Below are 19613 nucleotides of genomic sequence, written 5' to 3'. Positions count from 1 at the left end.
ACCTTCCATGTACAATAAAAAAGCCTCTTTCTTAGAGAAAAAGGCGGGAAAAAACCCAAACCGGCCAAATGGCAAGCCACTGGCCGATCCTGGGACAAACCTGCTCCGGGTTTGTTTACTGACATTATCGCAAATTTTTGTAGATACTCCTATTCAGCAAAAGCAATATTCTATGTACTACTTTAGTAGTAAAATTGAAAAGCACTTTCAATTGCCACTTAATTAATGGAATTAATAACCGGGTTTGTCACGGTATTGTCAATCTATGACAGGCTAGGCAAAAGAATTTTATACTAAACTTGAGGTGTACAATGAATACCTTTATTATGATAGTTTTTTGTGAATAAATTCACAATATATATTTTCAACGAATTTTCCACCCTCATATTTAAGCTGGCCGCAGCGTTTGGTGTTTACCGGGTGGAGCTACTACTACTATATAGAGGGTGACAAACAAATGAAATACGATTTGGTTCTCCTGCATGCCCCGAGTGTTTACGATTTTCGGAAAAACTCCCTTCTGGCCGGCCCAATCAGTGATGTGGTCCCTTCATCACCCGTTTTTGAAATGTATCCGATCGGCCTGACAAGCATTGCCGACTACCTTGAACGGTATGGCCTCAAAGTTAGGATTATCAATATTGCGAACAGGATGCTAATGGATCCTGACTTTGACGTTGAAAAAAAGCTTAGGAATATCCAAACCCGCGCCTTCGGGATTGACCTTCACTGGCTTCCCCATGCACATGGAAGTATTGAACTCGCGAAAATTGTAAAAGGGCTTCATCCGGATACTCCTATCGTATTCGGCGGGCTTTCTTCCACTTACTATCATAAAGAATTGATTGAGTATCCGTTTATCGATTTCGTCATGCGTGGCGACTCTACCGAAAAATTAATGCTCATGTTGATGAATAAGCTTGAGTTCGGGAATTCGCGGTTAGAAGACATCCCGAACCTGACGTGGAAAAGAGGCAAGGAAGTAGGCTATAACCCGCTCTCCTACGTGCCAAAGGACCTTGATGAATTTGACGTGCCCGGCTACCGATACACAATCCGGTCTGTTTTCAAGTACAGGAATTTCATGGACCCCCTTCCTTATAACGGATGGCTACAATACCCAAATACAGCCATACTTACTGCCCGGGGCTGCACTCAGAATTGCCTCATTTGCGGAGGATCGAAGGAAGGCTACGAGCAGAACTGCAACCGAAAATCCCTGGCACTCCGATCCCCTGTAAAATTAGTGGAGGACATTCAATTCATCCAGCGGTTCAGCCGTGCGCCAATTTTCATTCTTCATGACATCCGCCAGGGCGGGAAGAAATATGTGGAAGAATTTTTCAGCCTTTTAAAAGGGATAAAGCTGAAAAACGAACTGGTTTTTGAATTATTCCAATATGCTGATGAAAAATTCTTTAAACAAATCAACGATGCTGTTCCAAAATACAGCGTGGAGCTAACTCTCGAAACACACGATGAAAAACTGCGCCGCCTGAATGGCAAATTCCATTGTTCAAATGAAAAGGTCATTAGCACACTTCAATTTGCCCTGAAGCATGGCTGCAAAAAAATCGACTTGTTCTTTATGATTGGCATACCGGGCCAGACGGAGCAAAGTGCTCTTGAGAACATCAATTTTGCAGAAAGGATCCATCTTGAGTGCGGAAAGGATTCCCGTCTATTCTATTTTGTCGCGCCGCTTGCTCCTTTTCTTGATCCTGCCAGCGCGGCTTTTGAAAACCCGGAACTTTATGGCTATAAGAAGCTATGCCACACACTCGAAGACCACCGCAGAGCAATTACACAGCCATCCTGGAAGCATATGTTAAGCTACGAAACAATTGATATGACCCGCGACGATATAGTGAATGCAACCTATGAATCTGCTAGGCTTCTAAATGAATTCAAATTAAAATACAACCTAATCGACAATGATGGATATCAAGAAATTGAGAATAAAATAGAAAAATCAATGCATTACATTAATCGAATTGATCATTTGCTGACCCTTCCTGAAGAACAGTACGTATCTGAACTGGCCAGCATCAAAAAGGAAATTGAGGAACTAAACAAGCATAGTATATGCGGCAGCAACGAGCTAAAGTGGGAAGTCCAGAAGAATTACGCAAACTTCTTTTCACTGGCGATGGTCGGACTTGAACAGCTCTATGAGGATTATGCCATCAAATTCCGCAAGCAATTCCATCCAAAAGTGCGCCACAAAGTGAAGCTGGACGTTTAAATTTCAGAACCCTAATCAGGGTTCTTTTTTTTGGTCCTGCCGTCCGGGTTATCGTTCCACAGTGGTACCTGGAAATATTTTTTTCGACAAAAAAGGATTATCCTACGGACATGGGGGTAAATATTCCTATCACTCATAAGGGAAAGGGGTATTATCGCCAGCATGAATATGAGGAATTTTTTTGCTTTTTGCTTGATTGCTATCTTGCTTTTATCGGGCTGTGCCGAAAAGGACAAGCTTGCAGACGGTTCCAAGCTTATACATGAAGGGGAATTTGTCTTCGCTGCCTCCGGTGAGTTCAAGCCATTCAGTTATATGAAAGAAGACCTCTCTATGACGGGTTTTGATGTAGAAGTCGGGAAGGCTGTCGCAAAGGAAATGGGCCTTAAGCCTGTACCAAAGAGAATGAAATTCAAAGGTATCGTTGAAGGTGTCAAAACTGGCAGAGCTGATGCCGCTGTAGCATCACACACGATCAATCCCCAAAGGAGCAAGCATGTCTCCTTTTCCACTCCCTATTATTACTCGGGACCCCAAATTTTTGTACGACCTGACAGCGGGATTAAAACAGTTGAGGACCTTAAAGGGAAAGAAGTTGCCGTGGCTAAAGGCTCTACATATGCGGATACGGCCAGCAAATACACCTCAAACTTGAAAATGTACGATAGCGACATTACCGCCCTGAATGCATTGAGTATAGGGCGCCACGATGCGGTCATCACCGACTTTGTGACCGGAAAGAGTGCTAAAAAGGAAGGCTTTAAAATTGAAGGCCGCCAGTTGATTGAACGCAGTGAACAGGCGATCGTCCTTCCTCAAGATAATCCTGCCTTGCTAAAAAAGGTCAATAATGCACTTGAATCACTTCGGAAAGATGGGACACTAAGCAAAATTTCCATGGAGTACTTCGGTGAGGATATCACGTCAAAGCCTGAATAAGGTAGGCTTTGATGTTTCAGTCGATTCCAAGTACCCCGAATAGAATCCAACGAGAAAGGAAGATTTTACTTTGCCAAGTTTTTCACACTTTTTCAATACTTTAATCGATAGCAGCGGCCTGTTCATGGACGCAATGCTCTTAACATTGAAGCTTACCGTTGTTTCGGTGCTTGTCGGTATCGTCATCGGCCTGTTTTTTGCTCTACTTAAAATATCGAGAATTAAAGCTTTGGGCTATATTTCAGATACCTATGTGTATCTAGTCCGCGGAACCCCGCTGATCGTGCAGATTTTCATTTTGTATTTCGGGATTAGCGGCATATTTCTTTTGCCGGACTTCTGGGCCGCTGCATTGGCGCTGGCCTTTCACAATGGCGCCTATATCGCTGAAATATTCCGTGGTTCAATCCAGGCCGTTGACAATGGCCAAATGGAAGCGGGCCGTTCACTAGGGATGAGCAAGGGCCTTGCCATGCGGAGGATTATTTTGCCACAGGCCTTCCGCCGTGCCCTTCCGCCGCTTGGTAACCAATTCATCATCGGGCTTAAGGATTCTTCACTTGCTGCTTTTATCTCAATGAACGAGCTTTTCAACGTAGCGACTACTCTAGGCTCCAACAATTTCGATGAGATGACGTATTTGCTGATTGTTGCGGTATACTACCTGATTCTTGTAGCCGTGCTCACACTAATCGTCAACCGTTTTGAAAAGAGACTGGCAGTCAGTGACCGATAGGAGGAAATATCGATGGAATCACGTGAAATGATACGAATTGAAAATCTGAATAAATCGTTTGGCGATTTGCATGTATTAAAAGATATTAATCTATCCGTTTATGAAAATGATGTTTTATGCCTCGTTGGAGCTAGCGGCTCGGGGAAAAGTACATTGCTCCGCTGCCTAAATTTCCTTGAAAAAAAGGACAATGGCAAAATCATTCTGAATGGCCAGGAAGTCTTGCCGCATACCCATGATATCAATGAAGTCCGCCAGCATGTCGGCATGGTGTTCCAACACTTCAACCTCTTTCCCCACATGACAGTGCTCGAGAATATCATCGAAGCACCCGTCCATGTGAAAAAGGTTTCGAAGGAGGAAGCGTCAAAGGATGCGTTGGAACTTCTTCGGAAGGTTGGTCTTGAAGATAAGGCTGATGTATACCCGAGCAAGCTTTCAGGCGGGCAAAAACAACGCGTTGCTATTGCCCGCGCGCTTGCCATGAAACCGGATATCATGCTTTTCGATGAACCCACCTCCGCACTGGACCCGGAACTTGTCGGCGAGGTTCTCCAGACGATGAAGGAGCTGGCGGATGATGGGATGACAATGGTTGTCGTTACCCATGAAATGGGCTTCGCAAAGGAAGTTGCTGATTGGATGGTCTATATGGATGACGGATTCATCATCGAAAAGGGCCACCCAGACGAGTTTTTCACTAATCCGAAGGAAGAAAGAACCCGTGAGTTCCTAAGCTCTACTGCATTAAAATAATTTTAGTTTGTTTGGGGAGGCTGGGGAATTAGCTGGGGCTCGGGCTCGAAGCTTGGGATTTCGGATTTCGGGGAGCCTCCCACCCTCGTTTTGGGACGAACCGGGGTTTTAGTGACATTCTTTTTGGATTTTGCCCGAACAATGTCACTCATCTGGATTCGGGTGACATTTTTTTGAATTTCGACCAAACAATGTCACTCATTCGAATTTATCTAGTATACGCCACCAATTCTCCCATATTGGAATAAGAATTCCACTAGAAGGATGTGTATCCTTAGCTACTTCTCTCCACCATCATCGGCCGCACAATACCTTACTCCACGAAAAAAGGCGCCGAGCAAGTGCTCAGACGCCTTTTTATCAGTATAAAAAACAAACTTAGTTGAGCTCCAGGTTTTTCGTTTCACGCCCCAGGAAGAATACAGCTGCCGCGCCAATGAGGATTGATACACAGAAAATCGTGAATATGGTCTGGATCGAGTATCCCTGTGCGGAAAGATATGGAACTAAAAGCGGTCCGAGCACGCCCCCGACCCTGCCAAAGGAAGCGGCCATTCCAGTCCCTGTTCCCCTGACCGATGTTGGGTATTGTTCAGGTGAATACGCATAGAGCGCTCCCCATGCCCCAAGGTTGAAGAACGATAGGAATGCGCCGGCCGTAAGCAAGACCCAGAGTGTGTCCGTTGTCCCAAAGAAATAGGCGCTTGCAGCCGTTCCCGCCAGATAGACGACAAGGACGAACTTCCTGCCGATTTTTTCAATAAAATAAGCTGCTGTGAAATAGCCTGGCAACTGAGCCAAGGTCATAATCAATACATACTGAAAGCTCTTTATCATGCTAAAGCCCTTCATAATCATGACGGATGGAAGCCATAGAAACATTCCATAATACGAAAAAACGACACAGAACCAAAGAATCCATAGCATGATAGTCGGACGGAGGTATTTCCCCGACCAAAGTGTTTTTATCCCTTCCAGAACAGTTGGTTTTTTCTTTTCCTTAAGTGTCATGTACTGTGGTGAATCCGGGAGGTTTATCCTTAGGTAAATGGCGTAAAGCGCAGGAAGGGCTCCGAGGACCATCGCTGTCTGCCAGCCAAACTTTGGAATGATAAAATACGAAATAACTGCTGCAATCAGCCAGCCAAACGCCCAAAAGCTCTCAAGCAGGACAACAACCCTGCCCCGCTTTTCCGCGGGAACACTTTCCGCTACCAGTGTAGAAGCAACCGGCAGTTCGCCGCCAAGACCCATTCCGATTAGGAAACGAAGAACTAGGAATAATCCCAGGGAAGTAGTTAAAGCCGAAAGCCCGCTTCCGACAGAAAATAATAAAAGCGTAAAAATAAAGACATTTTTGCGGCCAATTTTGTCAGCCATCAGTCCGAATAAAAGCGCCCCCACGGCCATCCCTATCGAGTTGATGCTGCCTATCCAGCCCATTTCCTTTGGCGTCAGGCCCCAGTCAATTTTTAGAGCGGCAATGATGAATGAGAGCATCCCAACATCCATCGCGTCAAACATCCAGCCGAGGCCGGCGATCCCCAATAATTTTTTCTCTGAAATTGTTTTGAGTTTTTTCATCTCTTCCCCCTGAATTTTATATCGATTTTATAAAACTCCTTGGTCCACACATTTTCAGTTGGGCCTGTTTTTTATTTTAACAGGTGTCAAGACACTTATCACCATCTTTTTTTAAAATATTTCCCGGGAAAACAAAATTCGTCATAAAACGGAACAAAATGCGCAAGCGCCTTCGCGACAAGCACAGACCGCTTGTCCCTGCGATGATTATTCTAAGGAGCTTTCCTTAGTGGTCAGCCCCGACCAGATTAAGAGGGAGCTGGATTACAACAACTTATTTCGAGTTATTCACAATGTTCTATTTTATTATTTCTTAAAATACAAAAAACCATCCGCCCTTGTTTCATGGCGGATGGTTAAGTATTGCTTATTAATGCCCTCCAAGATAGGCCATTTTTATTTGTTCGCTCTCATTTAATTCTGCCGCGGTACCTGACAGGATTACACGGCCAGTTTCAATAACATAAGCCCGGTTGGCAATTGATAATGCCATATGGGCATTTTGCTCAACAAGGAGGATTGTTGTTCCCGTTGCATTAATCTCCGTTATGATTCTAAAAATTGTTTTAACAAGCAGCGGCGCCAGACCCATGGACGGCTCATCGAGGAGAAGGAGCCGCGGCCGCGCCATCAGGGCACGCCCCATTGCAAGCATTTGCTGTTCCCCTCCAGAAAGCGTGCCTGCCTGCTGTTTCTTCCGTTCAAGAAGCCGCGGAAATAAATCGTATACTTTATGAAAATCCTCCTTGATTCCCGCCTTATCCTTGCGGAGAAACGCCCCAAGCTCAAGGTTTTCCTCTACAGACATATTGGAGAAAACACGCCGCCCCTCCGGAACATGGGAAATCCCAAGTTTAACGATCGATTGGGCAGCCTTGCCTGCTATAGAATTACCTTCAAATTGGATCTGCCCCTGCTTTGGCTTCAGCAACCCGGAAATTGTTTTCAGCAAGGTGCTTTTCCCAGCCCCGTTAGCACCAATCAGCGTGACGATTTCTCCTTCGTTTATTTCAAGGGAAACCCCCTTTAATGCCTGGATATTACCGTAAAACACATTAATTCCATCCACTTTCAGCATCACGACACCTCCTCGCCTAAATACGCCTCGATTACCTTTGGATTATTCCTGATTTCCTCAGGTGTTCCTTGTGCAATCAGCTGCCCGTGGTCAAGGACGTATATCCGTTCACAGACCCCCATAACAAGCCCCATATCATGTTCTATTAATAACACTGTCAGATGGAAACGAGTCCTTATGAAAGCAATCAAGTTCATAAGCTCCTTCGTTTCCTGCGGGTTCATGCCTGCTGCAGGTTCATCGAGGAGCAGGAGTTTCGGATTGGCCGCAAGCGCACGCGCAATTTCTAGCCTCCGCTGCTGGCCATACGGGAGGTTTTTCGCTTTTTCATCCTTGAATCGCTCCAGCCCAAAGATTTTCAAGAATTCGATTGCCTTTTCGTCCATTTCCTTTTCCCCATCAAAATGCTTCGGAAGACGGAAAACGGAGCTTGGTATCCCATGCTTCGCAAGTGAATGATAAGCAACCTTTACATTGTCAATTACCGAAAGTTCGCCAAAAAGCCGGATATTCTGGAAAGTCCTGCTGACACCCTTTCTTGTTATCCGATATGGAGGAAGCTTTTTCAGGCTTTCACCATCAAGTTTAATTTCCCCTTCAGTTGGGACATAAACGCCAGTAAGTAGATTGAAAAAGGTTGTTTTTCCGGCACCGTTCGGCCCAATCAAACCGACCAGTTCACCCTGGAACAATTCCAAGTTGACATCCCATACCGCTTTCAGACCGCCGAAGCGAATTCCGGTATTTTCTACCTTAAGCAACGGTTTGTCCTTTGCCATCATGGTCCCCTCCCGCCTTTTTCGATCTTTTAAAGAATGAAGTTAATTCCCTTGTACCCAATAGCCCCTGTGGGCGATAAAGCATTGTCAAAATGAGAATTATGCTGTAAATGATCATCCTCGTTTCCGGGTAAGCCTGAAGGAAAGTTGAAACAATTGTCAGTAGGATAGCGGCAATAACTGCTCCTGAGAGGCTGCCAAGGCCGCCGAGGACAACGATGATCAAGATATCGAATGACTTTAGGAAACCGAAATTGGACGGTTGAATGATAAAGAAATTATGGGCAAAAATTGCACCCGCGACTCCGGCAAAGAATGCTCCAATCGCGAAGGCGACAACCTTGTAGTACGTTGTGTTAATACCCATCGCATCGGCAGCCGTTTCATCTTCCCGAATTGAAATGCAGGCCCTGCCGTGGGTGGAATTGGTAAAATTGACAATGACAATCAGCGTAATCAGGACGCTGACGAATGTCCAGCCCCATGTACTCATCTGCATGACCTGCAAGCCGCTGGCTCCGCCGACATAGTCGAAATTCAAAAGGGCAATCCTGACGATTTCCCCGAATCCAAGCGTTGCAATTGCCAGATAGTCCCCTTTAAGGCGAAGGCTCGGAATTCCGATGATTAGGCCCGCAATGGCTGCTGCCAGTCCTCCGACGATAATCGCTATGGCAAATGGAAGCTCGAACATCATTGTTATGACTGCCGATGAGTAAGCCCCAACTGCAAGAAAGCCCGCATGGCCGATTGAAAACTGGCCGGTAATCCCGATAATCAGATGAAGGCTTGCAGCAAGCATGATGTTAATACCAATTGTAATAAGGGTATTTATATGAAAAATATTTAAAATTCCTCCGGAAATCATCGCCTGGATTACTGAAAAAACAACCAATGCCAGTACAATTGAGAGCCAGAAGCCTTTTCCGCGTTTAAAATGATCCATCATGCTCCCCCCTATACTTTCTCTCTAACATTTTTGCCGAACAATCCGGATGGGAGGAAAATAAGTATCAGGATGAGGACAATGAAGGCAACACCGTCACGCCAGAGTGAGTAGCCAAGCGCGCTGACCAGTGCCTCGATTACCCCGAGCAGAAGTCCTCCTACCATAGCTCCTGGAATAATGCCGATTCCCCCGAGCACGGCCGCTACGAATGCTTTAAGTCCAGGGATGATGCCCATTAGGGGTTCGATTTTTGTATAATAAACCCCAAAAATCACGCCAGCTGCGCCAGCAAGTGCCGAGCCAATCGCAAACGTGGCTGAAATTGTATTATTCACATTTATGCCCATCAGCCTTGCCGCATCGGCATCATGGGATACGGCTCGCATCGCTTTGCCAATTTTAGTCTTATGGACAATAAACTGGAGGATGATCATCAGGGCAACCGAGACCCCAAGGATTAACAAAGACTGGCTGCTGATATTTACTCCAAATAGATTAATATTTTCTTTAGGAAGTACATTTTCCGGATATGCCTCGGTCTGGGCTCCACGCGCATAAATCATACTGTATTCTATTAAAAGGGATACGCCGATTGCCGTAATCAGTGCCGCAATCCGGGTCGCATTCCGGAGAGGCTTATAGGCTATCCTTTCAATCAATACGCCGAAGATGGAGCACACAGCCATTGTTAAAATAAGTGCCGGAAAAAATGAAAGTTCAAGAATCGTAATAGAATAAAAGCCGACAAATGCACCGACCATAAAGACATCGCCGTGAGCAAAATTGATTAATTTTACTATCCCATACACCATCGTATAGCCAAGAGCAATCAGGGCATAAATGCTTCCCAGTGAAATCCCGTTTATCAACTGCTGTACAAATTCCATAATTATTACTCCCCTTGAAAGGTACTATTATTTGTGTTCCTTATCGGGTTTCCTCTATTATCCCACTCTTTGCTTTGTTGCCTTTCCCTTAACCCAAAATAGGGGGACTATGCCCCCTATTCAGCTTCCCTCACACACTTTATGGATTAACCTTCGTTTCGAATTTCTGTTCCCCGTCCTCATACTTCAAGATAGCTGCTGATTTTACAGGGTTATGGTTTTCATCCAGGGTAAGCGTGCCTGATACAAGCTGGAGGCCATTTGTTTCTTCAAGCGCTTTTCTGATTTTCTCTGAATCAGCGCTGCCAGCTCGCTTGATTGCATCCGCAAGGTAATATCCTGTGTCATAGCCAAGAGCTGCAAAGGCATCCGGTGATTTACCTTTGTACTCCTTTTTGAAAGCTTCTACAAAATCCTGGATTTTTTGATCAGGATCGGCTGAAGAGTAATGGTTGGTAATGAATGTGTTATTAAGGGCCTTCGCGCCAGCGAGTTCAATCAACTTTGGCGAATCCCAGCCGTCTCCGCCCATAAATGGCACATCAAGTCCGATTTCTCGGGCTTGCTTAACGATTAGGCCAACCTCTTCATAATAGCCCGGGAGGAAAATGAAATCAGGATTTTTCGATTTAATACGAGTCAATGTAGCCCTAAAGTCTGTATCCTTTCCCAAATAGGCTTCCTCTCCAAGCACTTCCCCGCCTTTTGCTTCATAGGCTTCTTTAAAGGCTGCGGCTAGCCCTTTTGCATAGTCACTCGAAGTATCGACATAGACGATTGCTTTCTTGGATTGAAGCTTTTCAATTGCGAAGTTTGCTGCCACCGTGCCCTGGAACGGGTCGATGAAGCATGTTCTGAATGCATAGGCATTCAGCTTGCCTTTTTTGCTCGTTACATCCGGATTCGTACCTGTAGGGGTGATAATCGGAACTTTATACTTTTCTGCCGACTGAGTTTGTGCAAGTGTATTCCCACTTGTCGCCGCGCCGACAATTGCAGAAACCTTGTCCTGGCTAATCAGCTTGACCGCGCCAGCTGCCGCTTCTGAGGCATCTGACTTATTATCGAACTTTACAAGCTTGATCTTCTTGCCATCAATGCCATCCTTGTTGATTTCGTCCACGGCGAGTTTAAGCCCCTCAGAAATCGATTGGCCATAGGATGCCACCCCCCCGGAAAGCTCGACGTTTACCCCAATCTTAATTGTTTCACTGTCTTTCCCGCTCGATCCGCTGCTTTCCTTTGTGCCGCAGCCTGCCAAAACCCCGGCAATCAAAGAAAATGATAGAAAAATGCCTGCCAACTTTCTTTTCTTCATTTTTAGTTCCCCCTTCTCTTTTTTAACCTTAAACATTTTACAATCTGAAAATAGACTTAATTCATAATAAAAGCAATATTCTGAAAACATTGTACATGATTCACCAACTTCCGTCTAGTCCTATAAAAGTTTTTTGCCATAGCTTTTTTTGTTTACTTATCCCCATTTTTCGACAAGGGGGACTTTTCCCTATCCTTGTGTTTCTTTCTTTTCCTCGTTTTGTATTATAATTGCATTAACATGGAAATGTTTTTCATTACATATGTGGGAGATGACCAATTTGAAAACAGAAATTATTGAACGCTTTATTTCTTACGCGCGTGTGAACACCCAATCAGATGAATCCAGCTCGTCCTGCCCATCCACTCCTGGCCAATTTGACCTTGCCAGGATGCTGGTTAATGAGCTAAAAATGATTGGAATGGAAGACGTAACGATGGATGAAAATGGTTATGTGATGGCAACCCTGCCCTCTAATACCGAAAAAGATGTCCCAACAATCGGTTTTCTCGCCCACCTGGATACCGCAACTGATTTCACAGGGAAGGGCGTAAACCCGCAAATTGTTGAAAATTATGACGGAAAAAACATTGTACTAAACAAAGACTTAAATATTTTCATGAAAACGAGTGATTTCCCACAGCTTTCTGATTACATCGGCCATACACTAATTACGACTGACGGAACAACCCTTCTTGGTGCCGATAATAAAGCGGGTATTGCCGAGATAATGACCGCCATGGCGTATTTAATTCAAAACCCGCAAATTAAACACGGCAAAATCAGGGTGGCCTTCACCCCTGATGAGGAAATCGGCAGGGGGCCGCATAAATTTGATGTTGCCGCTTTCCAGGCGAAATACGCCTATACTGTGGACGGAGGGCCAATTGGCGAGCTTGAATATGAAAGCTTTAATGCCGCTGCCGCCAAATTAACCTTTAAGGGGTCAAATATCCATCCCGGCACTGCAAAAGGAAAAATGGTCAATTCTGCCAAGATCGCGATGGATTTTCATCAGAGGCTTCCTGCTGAGGAAGCGCCCGAATTGACGGAAGGCTACGAAGGTTTTTATCATTTGATTTCTTTTAATGGAGACGTTGAAGAAACAAAGGTTTACTATATCATCCGCGATTTTGAAAAGAGCAGTTTTGAGGCAAGGAAAGACAAGATTAAGGAAATAGTGGGGGAACTTAGGAAAATCCATGGCGAGGATGCCATTCACCTAGACCTGAATGACCAGTACTACAATATGCGTGAAAAAATTGAACCGGTGATGGAGATTGTCGATATCGCCCATGAAGCCATGACCAACCTGGGAATTACGCCAATCATCAAACCGATTAGGGGCGGTACGGATGGTTCCCAGCTTTCCTATATGGGCCTCCCTACCCCGAATATTTTCACCGGCGGAGAGAACTTCCATGGGAAGTATGAGTTTATCTCTGTAGACAATATGCTAAAGGCAGTCAACGTCATCATTGGGATTGCTGGGATTTTTGAGGAAAAGGCCCAGGCATAATATGTTTAAAAAAGCAGGATGAGGCAGGGGACGGATCCCCTGCCTCACTTTCCTTACATCTCTGTCCCTTTTACCATTTTTACAACATCGGCGAGAGTCGTTTTGCCGCTGTAGCGCATAACGCCTTTTGAATAAATCCTGTTGGCAACATAACTCATCAGGGCAATTGAGGCAATCAGTATCGCAATTGAAAGGGCAATCTCAACCACCCCTGCTTCCCCAAGGACAATCCGCGAGAACACCACCATTGGCGAGAAGAAAGGGATATAGGAACTAACCAGGACAATTCCCGCATTCGGGTCCATCATTGTTTTCATTCCAAGCATGAAGGCCCCCATCAGCAATATGGAGACAGGAAAGATGATTGCTCCAATGTCCTCCATCCTGCTGATGACTGAAGTAATCGAGGCAAACAGCAAAGCATACACAAAATAGCCGAGTACAAAGAATAAGCTCAAAAATAAAAATATTTTTGGATTCAAAACGGACAGGTCGAGCGGCATTCCAAAAATATTCATGTCACCTGATGTCCACCCAAGAAGCTTCGCTATTCCGTAGGCTAAGGCCACCATCCCTATTTGCAACAGGCCGGAAATCATTGCAGCGATGATTTTCGCATACATCATCGTTATCGGCTTTACTTTTGTTATCATAATTTCCATAACCCTGGACGTCTTTTCACCTGCAATGCTTAACGAGACAGTATTGCCGAACATAATAATAAACATATACATCAGGAAAAGAAAGAAGTAAACGAGTCCAAGCGATTCTGTTTCCTTCAGTGCAATTTCATCTATTTTTACAGGCGTTAGCAAGGCGCCCGCAACAACTGGATCCATTTTGTTTTCGGTAACGATGGTATTCAGGTATTGCGGCTGGATAATCGAATTAATTAGGCCCAGCACCTGGAAATCAGCCATTCTTTTGAAGTAGTATTCCACTTCGGGTGAATTACCGCTCCCCTTCAAAATGATAAGGGCATCTGCATTGCCATCCCTTACCTTCCGTTTCATTCCTTCGACTTTTTCCAAGTCAATTTCCTTTACTTCCGCAAAATCTGCCTTTGCCGCTTTCGTGTCGAATGAATAGCCGGTTGATTGGTTGCTGACATACACTGTCATTTTTTCATCTTCGCCAAAATAATGCGAAAAGCCGAAATAGCCAAAAATAGCTGCGAATAACACTGCTGCTGTAATGATAAATCCCTTGCCGGCCAGACCTTCTTTTAAATGAAATCGCAATACCACCAGAAACTTGTCCATTTAACCCACCCTCTCGACAAAAATTTGATGAAGTGTAGGTTCAAGCAGGGAAAAATTCTGGAGCGGGACACCCGCAGCCTCTGCCGCCCTCAGAATATCCATTCCTTCTTTTTCGTTATGAACCTTTGCGTTGTAAACAAGGCCATTTTTCTCAAATGGCAACTTAAATTGACGGAAGACTGGCTCAAGTGAAGCTGTTGAAGTAATCTTTAAATTCTTGTACCCGTACTCTTCTTTCACCCTTTGGAGCTTACCGGAAACAGCAATATTTCCTTTTTTCAGCATACAGACATTCTCGCAAAACGCCTCTATCGATTCCATCCGGTGGCTCGATAGAATAATCGTTTTCTCCTGCTCGACAAGCTCCTCCATGACTGTTCCAAGCATTGTCGCATTCACTGGATCAAGCCCGCTGAACGGTTCATCTAGAATAATGATATCCGGGTCATGAAGCAGAGTAGCTATGACCTGGATTTTTTGCTGATTCCCCTTCGATAGCTCACTTGCCAATTTGTTTTTGTACTCTGTAATCTCAAACCTTTCTAACCAAAAATCAATTCGTTCATTGGCAAGCTTGCGGCTCATTCCCTCGAGCTGTCCAAAGTATTTGAGTTGTTCGGCAATTTTTGTTTTTGGGTAGAGCCCCCTCTCCTCTGGAAGATAGCCGATTGACAGCTCTTCCCTGCGGAATGGACGCCCATCCCAAAGGATCTCGCCGCCATCGGGACTGATCAAACCAAGCATCATCTTAATGGTTGTTGTCTTCCCCGCTCCGTTCCTGCCAAGCAGGCCGAGCACCTCGCCTTTTGGCAGCCGGACGGAAATATTATTTACAGCAACATTATCGCCATATCGTTTTGTTAGATTCCGAATTTCCAAACCCATTTATTTTCCCCTCCCAAAAAGTTAAAACCCTGGCATCTCGCTTCTAAGCAGGCATCTGTTTACCCATTGTTAAGTAAAACATTGGCATGCCCTTCCAGGGTATTTTTTGTATAATAGCACAATCATTTCCAATGTCAATTCTCCTATTAAAATGGTTTTTTGTCTAGCAGGCAGCAGAACCATCCTGTTAGCAAACTGGTTAGGACCAAAAAAAGAAACCCGTAATCCTGACGGGTTTCGTAAATTCTGTACATTCCTTAAAGTATCGGCGCACACGATTTCCGTTCAATCAGCTCAGCTGGAATGATGACTCCCTTTGGCTCAAACTTAGGGTTTTCAATCTTTTCAATTAAATATTGGGTAGCCTGAAAGCCCAGCCGGATGGTTCCAATATCAATTGATGTCAATGGAGGGCTTGAATGCTCTGAAAGAGAGAGATTATTAAAGCTGGCGATGGAAATGTCTGCTGGTACGCGGATATTATACGCCTCAAGGCTGCCGATCATTTCGTGCGCAAGCAGATCATCCAGAGTGACGGCCGCGGTCGGGCGGCTTTCAAGCTTAAGCAGAGCCTTAACCGCATCCTTTCCATTGCCAGCAACCATATCATTTGTAAATGTATAATGCTCCACGTAAGGAATCCCAGCTTCCGCCAAAGCTTCCTTGTACCCCTTTAACCGGTCGACTGTCACGACAAAATCTGGATTGCCGCCTACAAACGCAATCTTTGTGTGTCCTAGCTTAATCAAATACTCAGTCATTTGTTTCGTAATCCCAACATTATCGTTATCGACATACGTAATCGAATTCTTATTTTTATACGGCCTACCCACAACTGTAAAAGGGAATCCGCTTTCCCTCAAATATTCCATGGTCCTGTCTTTAATCCTTGAATATAACAGGACTATCCCATCAACGCGCCGGCCCATTACCATGGACACAACCTCTTCGTGAATTTCCGCCTGTGTTGAACCCGTTGAGAGGTATATTCCATATTTGGTTGCATGGGCTTGCTTGCTGATTCCTCTTAGTACCTCCGGGAAAAAAGGGTTCTGAAAAGCCTTTTCTGCGGAGGCGGGCATAATGACCCCGATTGTCCTCGTGCTTTTTGCCGCAAGGCTCCTCGCCTGGAGATTCGGGTAATAGCCAAGCCTTTCCATTACCTCTTTTACACGCTGCTTTGTTGTTTCGCTGATCCGGGGACTGTTTGCAATGACCCTCGACACGGTGGAAGGCGCCACTCTTGCCTCTTTCGCAACCTCTTTTATCGTAACCATCCTGCTTCCTCCCGGTGTTCAATTGTACCTCAAGTTTCTCTATCTAGTTTTTATAACATTTAAAAAGGCTTATTGCCATAGCCATTGTTACTTAACAGCACCTTCCGATATCCCTTTTATAATTTGCTTTTGCGCAAAGAAATAGGCGATGATGACAGGAATAATGCCGATTGTCAGCCCGGCGAGGGCAAGATGCCATTGCTTCGTGTATTCTCCGAAAAAGAAGAACATCTTCAGCGGGATTGTTTCCATTCCTTCCTGGTTGATGACAAGCGATGGAAGAAGGTAGTCATTCCATATCCAGATTGTGTTCAAAATTCCGACCGTAACTGTAATCGGCTTCAGCATTGGAAAAATAATATACCAGAAAACCTGGAATTTATTCGCGCCGTCAATGGTTGCCGCCTCATCGAGCGATTTTGGGATATTGTTCAAGGTTCCATGGTAGAGGAAGATGGACAGGCTTGCACCGAAACCAAGGTACATAAAGACAAGTCCGCTCCTGTTCAGCATCTCCAGCTTCCCAAAAATTGTGACAAGCGGAATCATCACAGATTGGAAAGGGATCAGCATGGCTGCCACAAACACAAAAAAGATTGCTGTGCTAATTTTGCTCTTGTTCCGTGAAAGGGCGTATGCGGCCATCGAGGAAAACACAATAATGATGGCAACGCTCGCAACCGTAATAATTACCGAATTCATGAATGTCCTCAGGAAATCGAGCTGGGTGAATGCAACACTATAATTTTCAAAGCTGAATAGTTCCGGGAGCTTCAACGTATCCGAAAAGATCTCTCTCTTTGTTTTAAAAGAATTGACGAGCATAAGATAAAAGGGTGAAAGCCACAAAAGGCCAAGTAAAAGCCCAAGGATTTCAATGGGTAACTTTTTGGTCCGCCTCATTATAGCTCAACCTCCCTTTTCTTATTAATGTACACCTGGGTCAATGATATTACCGCCACGATGATGAAAAAGATAACTGCTTTGGCCTGTGCATAGGACATATTCAGCTCAACAAATGCTGTTTTAAAAATTTCCATCGCTACCATTTGCGTCGAATTGTACGGCCCTCCAGCTGTAAGTGAAAGGTTTTGGTCGTACAGCTTAAATGTATTGGACAAGGTCAGGAACATACTTACAGTAAAGGCCGGGGCGACAAGAGGGAAAACAATATAGCGAAGGCGCTGGACAGAGCTTGCGCCATCTATCTCGGCGGCTTCAAGCAGTTCATGCGGCACGCCTTCCAAATAAGCGATATAGATTACCATAATATATCCTGACATCTGCCAGCTCATTAGAATAACGAGCCCCCAGAAGCCGGTTTCAGTAGTAGACAGCCACCCCTGCAGGCTTTCAACCCCCATCAGGCTGCCGATTCCGTCAAACACCTTCATAAAGATGAACTGCCAAATAAAGCCTAGAATCAAGCCACCAATCAGGTTGGGCATAAAGAAGATCGTCCGAAGAAAATTACTCGATTTAATCCTTGAGGTAACAATAAGAGCCAGTGAAAGGCCAATCAAGTTAATCAGGATAATCGACACAATTGAAAATTTGACCGTAAACCAGAGGGCAGCCATGAATTTTTTATCACTGAAAACATTGATATAGTTTTCAAATCCAATAAAACCGCCCGTTTCAATCCCGTTCCAATTTGTAAAAGAATAATAGATTCCCAGGGCAAGCGGTAAAATTACAACCATGGATAATGCCAATAGGACTGGGGCGAGAAAAAGCCAGTAAGATAAATCCTTCGTTCGCAGCATGTAAAACCCTCCGCATCATTCGCTTCGTTTACGGTACAAATTTGCCTTAAATCGGCAAAGGTAAACAGTTTATCTGAAAATGGCTGTAGATTTGCAGCCATTTTGCTTTCAAGTTTATAAAATATGGAAATTCATTTCACTAGCAACAAAGGGACTGATTCATAAGGTGTATCCCTCATAAAATCAGACCCTTTGCAACTGACCCTTGTAACACTATCTTTATTTATTCCTTGCTTTTTCCCATCCTTCTTTTGACACGTTTACAACATCATCCCACTTAGCCTTGCCGCTGACGTATTTCTGAATTTCGATACCCAGCGTATCCTGTCCCCATCCTGTTGGATAGCCCATGAATGTCCAGCCAATCGTCTTGCCTTCCTGAGCATACTTGTAAATTCCTTTAGAAAGTGGATCTGAGATTTTTGAAGAATCATAGCCATCATATGCAGGGATAAATTTAAAGTCGTTAAGGACTGTTTCTTTTCCTTCATCAGACGTATAGAGCCAATCAAGGAAGTTCTTCGCTTCTTTAATCGTTGCTTCGTCTTTGTTGCTGTTTACGCCCCAGTACATTGGGATGCCTACAGGAAGCGCGTCTTCCTTGTACCCTTCAACAGGGATTGGCATTATGCCGATTCCGTTATCCGCGAATTCCTGGTCAATGCCTGCGACTGATCCATATACCCAGTTACCCTGTTGGATAATGGCAACCTTTTGCAGCGAGAACAATTCTTCAACCTGCTTAGAATAATCAAGGCTTACAACTGGCTGTACAGAAAACTCATTCTGCAGGTCAAGGACCTTTTTGAAACTGTCGCCATAAGTGAAATCAATGTTCTTTGCATCAAATGCTTTTAAAACATTGCCGTCAAACTCGCCAGCAAGGAAGGCGTTGGACAAGTGAAGACCAGTTACCCATGTTTCCTTTGCAGGAAGGGCGAATACTGCCTGTAGCCCAAGCTCTTTCTTCTTGCTGTCCAACGTTTTAACGGCTTCTTCAAGTGCGGCATAGCTCTTGATATCTTCCGGGTTAATGCCTGCTTTTTCAAAAACAGCTTTATTGTAAATGAATCCGTAGCCTTCCTGATTATAAGGTAGACCCATTACCTTGCCGTCGACTGTAACGCCATCAAGTGTTCCTTCAAGTGCTGCATCCGCAGCTTTTGTGCCGGACAAGTCGGCAAGCTTTGACTTCCAGTCGGCAACATCCTGTGGCCCGCCGATATTGTAGATTGCAGGCTCCTTGCCTGAAGCAAACTTGGACCTTAGGGCAGCACCGTAATCTTCTCCGCCGCCAACAGTCGTAATATTGATTTTGATGCCTTTATTTTCTTCTTCATATTTCTTCGCAACCGCTTCAAACTGGTCTTTAAACTCGACCTTGAACTGGAAAATATCAATGGTAACGTCCTTCTTTTTCGTATCAGAATCCTTTGAACCACCTGATGAAGAAGAACAGCCAGCCAAAACTAGGCTAAACAATAGAACGAACGCAAATAGGCTTAAAAAAAGCTTTTTCTGTTTCATGACTTACCCCCATTAAATAAGTGTTTAAGTAATTGAGAAAGCGTTTGCACAGCCTCCGAAAAAAAAACTGCTTGAAAAAGAGCGGAGGAATCTATGCACCCTTATG

17 protein-coding genes are annotated in these 19613 nt (G+C 44.6%); 5 read left to right on the top strand and 12 right to left on the bottom strand.

Features of this window, described 5'->3' with window-relative positions; genetic code table 11:
• Positions 1-457 precede the first annotated feature (457 nt).
• The 4 genes from AR337_RS09375 (at position 458) to AR337_RS09360 (ending at position 4676) form a co-directional block, all read left to right on the top strand.
• Positions 458-2245 (top strand): TIGR04190 family B12-binding domain/radical SAM domain protein, encoded by a 1788-nt coding sequence (locus AR337_RS09375; protein WP_059171756.1) that lies wholly within the window; start codon positions 458-460, stop codon positions 2243-2245.
• A 168-nt stretch (positions 2246-2413) separates the two neighbouring features.
• Positions 2414-3184, top strand: coding sequence for a transporter substrate-binding domain-containing protein (locus AR337_RS09370; RefSeq protein ID WP_059172218.1), 771 nt, complete (start codon positions 2414-2416; stop codon positions 3182-3184).
• A gap of 70 nt (positions 3185-3254) precedes the next feature.
• A complete protein-coding gene (locus tag AR337_RS09365; protein ID WP_059171755.1) occupies positions 3255-3920 on the top strand; it encodes an amino acid ABC transporter permease in 666 nt (221 codons plus the stop codon).
• Between the two features lie 12 nt (positions 3921-3932).
• Positions 3933-4676, top strand: coding sequence for an amino acid ABC transporter ATP-binding protein (locus AR337_RS09360; RefSeq protein ID WP_059171754.1), 744 nt, complete (start codon positions 3933-3935; stop codon positions 4674-4676).
• Between the two features lie 378 nt (positions 4677-5054).
• Here AR337_RS09360 and AR337_RS09350 read toward each other — a convergent pair whose 3' ends face one another.
• The 6 genes from AR337_RS09350 to AR337_RS09325 form a co-directional block, all read right to left on the bottom strand.
• Positions 5055-6260, bottom strand: a complete 1206-nt coding sequence (locus AR337_RS09350) for an MFS transporter (RefSeq protein ID WP_059171752.1) — start codon at positions 6258-6260, stop codon at positions 5055-5057.
• A 370-nt stretch (positions 6261-6630) separates the two neighbouring features.
• Positions 6631-7338 carry an ABC transporter ATP-binding protein gene (locus AR337_RS09345; RefSeq protein WP_059171751.1) on the bottom strand — a complete coding sequence of 236 codons (708 nt, stop codon included), beginning with the start codon at positions 7336-7338 and terminating at the stop codon, positions 6631-6633.
• Entirely contained in the window at positions 7338-8117 is a 780-nt protein-coding gene (locus tag AR337_RS09340) for an ABC transporter ATP-binding protein (protein ID WP_059171750.1), read from the bottom strand. The genes AR337_RS09345 and AR337_RS09340 overlap by 1 nt, the downstream gene beginning before the upstream one ends.
• The gene (locus tag AR337_RS09335) at positions 8092-9063 is read right to left on the bottom strand and encodes a branched-chain amino acid ABC transporter permease (protein ID WP_059171749.1); all 972 of its coding nucleotides are present in this window, start codon (positions 9061-9063) and stop codon (positions 8092-8094) included. Before AR337_RS09335 ends, AR337_RS09340 begins: the two co-directional genes overlap by 26 nt.
• A gap of 11 nt (positions 9064-9074) precedes the next feature.
• Positions 9075-9953: a branched-chain amino acid ABC transporter permease gene (locus tag AR337_RS09330; protein WP_059171748.1), complete on the bottom strand. Its 879-nt coding sequence runs from the start codon at positions 9951-9953 to the stop codon at positions 9075-9077.
• Positions 9954-10092: 139 nt separating this feature from the next.
• On the bottom strand, positions 10093-11271 hold the full coding sequence (locus AR337_RS09325) for an ABC transporter substrate-binding protein (RefSeq protein WP_059171747.1): 1179 nt from the start codon (positions 11269-11271) through the stop codon (positions 10093-10095).
• A 280-nt stretch (positions 11272-11551) separates the two neighbouring features.
• On the opposite strand from AR337_RS09325, the gene pepT reads away from it, so the two are divergent.
• A complete protein-coding gene (gene pepT / locus AR337_RS09320) occupies positions 11552-12790 on the top strand; it encodes a peptidase T (protein ID WP_059171746.1) in 1239 nt (412 codons plus the stop codon).
• Positions 12791-12843: 53 nt separating this feature from the next.
• On the opposite strand, the gene AR337_RS09315 is transcribed toward pepT, so the two are convergent.
• From AR337_RS09315 to AR337_RS09290, 6 genes are all read right to left on the bottom strand, one after another.
• On the bottom strand, positions 12844-14052 hold the full coding sequence (locus AR337_RS09315; RefSeq protein WP_059171745.1) for an ABC transporter permease: 1209 nt from the start codon (positions 14050-14052) through the stop codon (positions 12844-12846).
• Positions 14053-14937: an ABC transporter ATP-binding protein gene (locus AR337_RS09310; RefSeq protein ID WP_059171744.1), complete on the bottom strand. Its 885-nt coding sequence runs from the start codon at positions 14935-14937 to the stop codon at positions 14053-14055.
• 257 nt (positions 14938-15194) lie between these two features.
• Positions 15195-16214: a LacI family DNA-binding transcriptional regulator gene (locus AR337_RS09305; RefSeq protein WP_059171743.1), complete on the bottom strand. Its 1020-nt coding sequence runs from the start codon at positions 16212-16214 to the stop codon at positions 15195-15197.
• Positions 16215-16301: 87 nt separating this feature from the next.
• Positions 16302-17117, bottom strand: coding sequence for a carbohydrate ABC transporter permease (locus AR337_RS09300; protein ID WP_059171742.1), 816 nt, complete (start codon positions 17115-17117; stop codon positions 16302-16304).
• Positions 17117-17977, bottom strand: coding sequence for a carbohydrate ABC transporter permease (locus AR337_RS09295; RefSeq protein WP_082686945.1), 861 nt, complete (start codon positions 17975-17977; stop codon positions 17117-17119). The genes AR337_RS09300 and AR337_RS09295 overlap by 1 nt, the downstream gene beginning before the upstream one ends.
• A 222-nt stretch (positions 17978-18199) precedes the next feature.
• On the bottom strand, positions 18200-19507 hold the full coding sequence (locus AR337_RS09290; protein ID WP_059171740.1) for an ABC transporter substrate-binding protein: 1308 nt from the start codon (positions 19505-19507) through the stop codon (positions 18200-18202).
• Between the last annotated feature and the right edge of the window lie 106 nt (positions 19508-19613).

It is taken from the genome of Bacillus sp. FJAT-27445 (genome assembly GCF_001510665.1).
Lineage (GTDB): Bacteria > Bacillota > Bacilli > Bacillales > Cytobacillaceae > Bacillus_D.
This window is presented reverse-complemented; position numbering and strand designations above follow the sequence as displayed.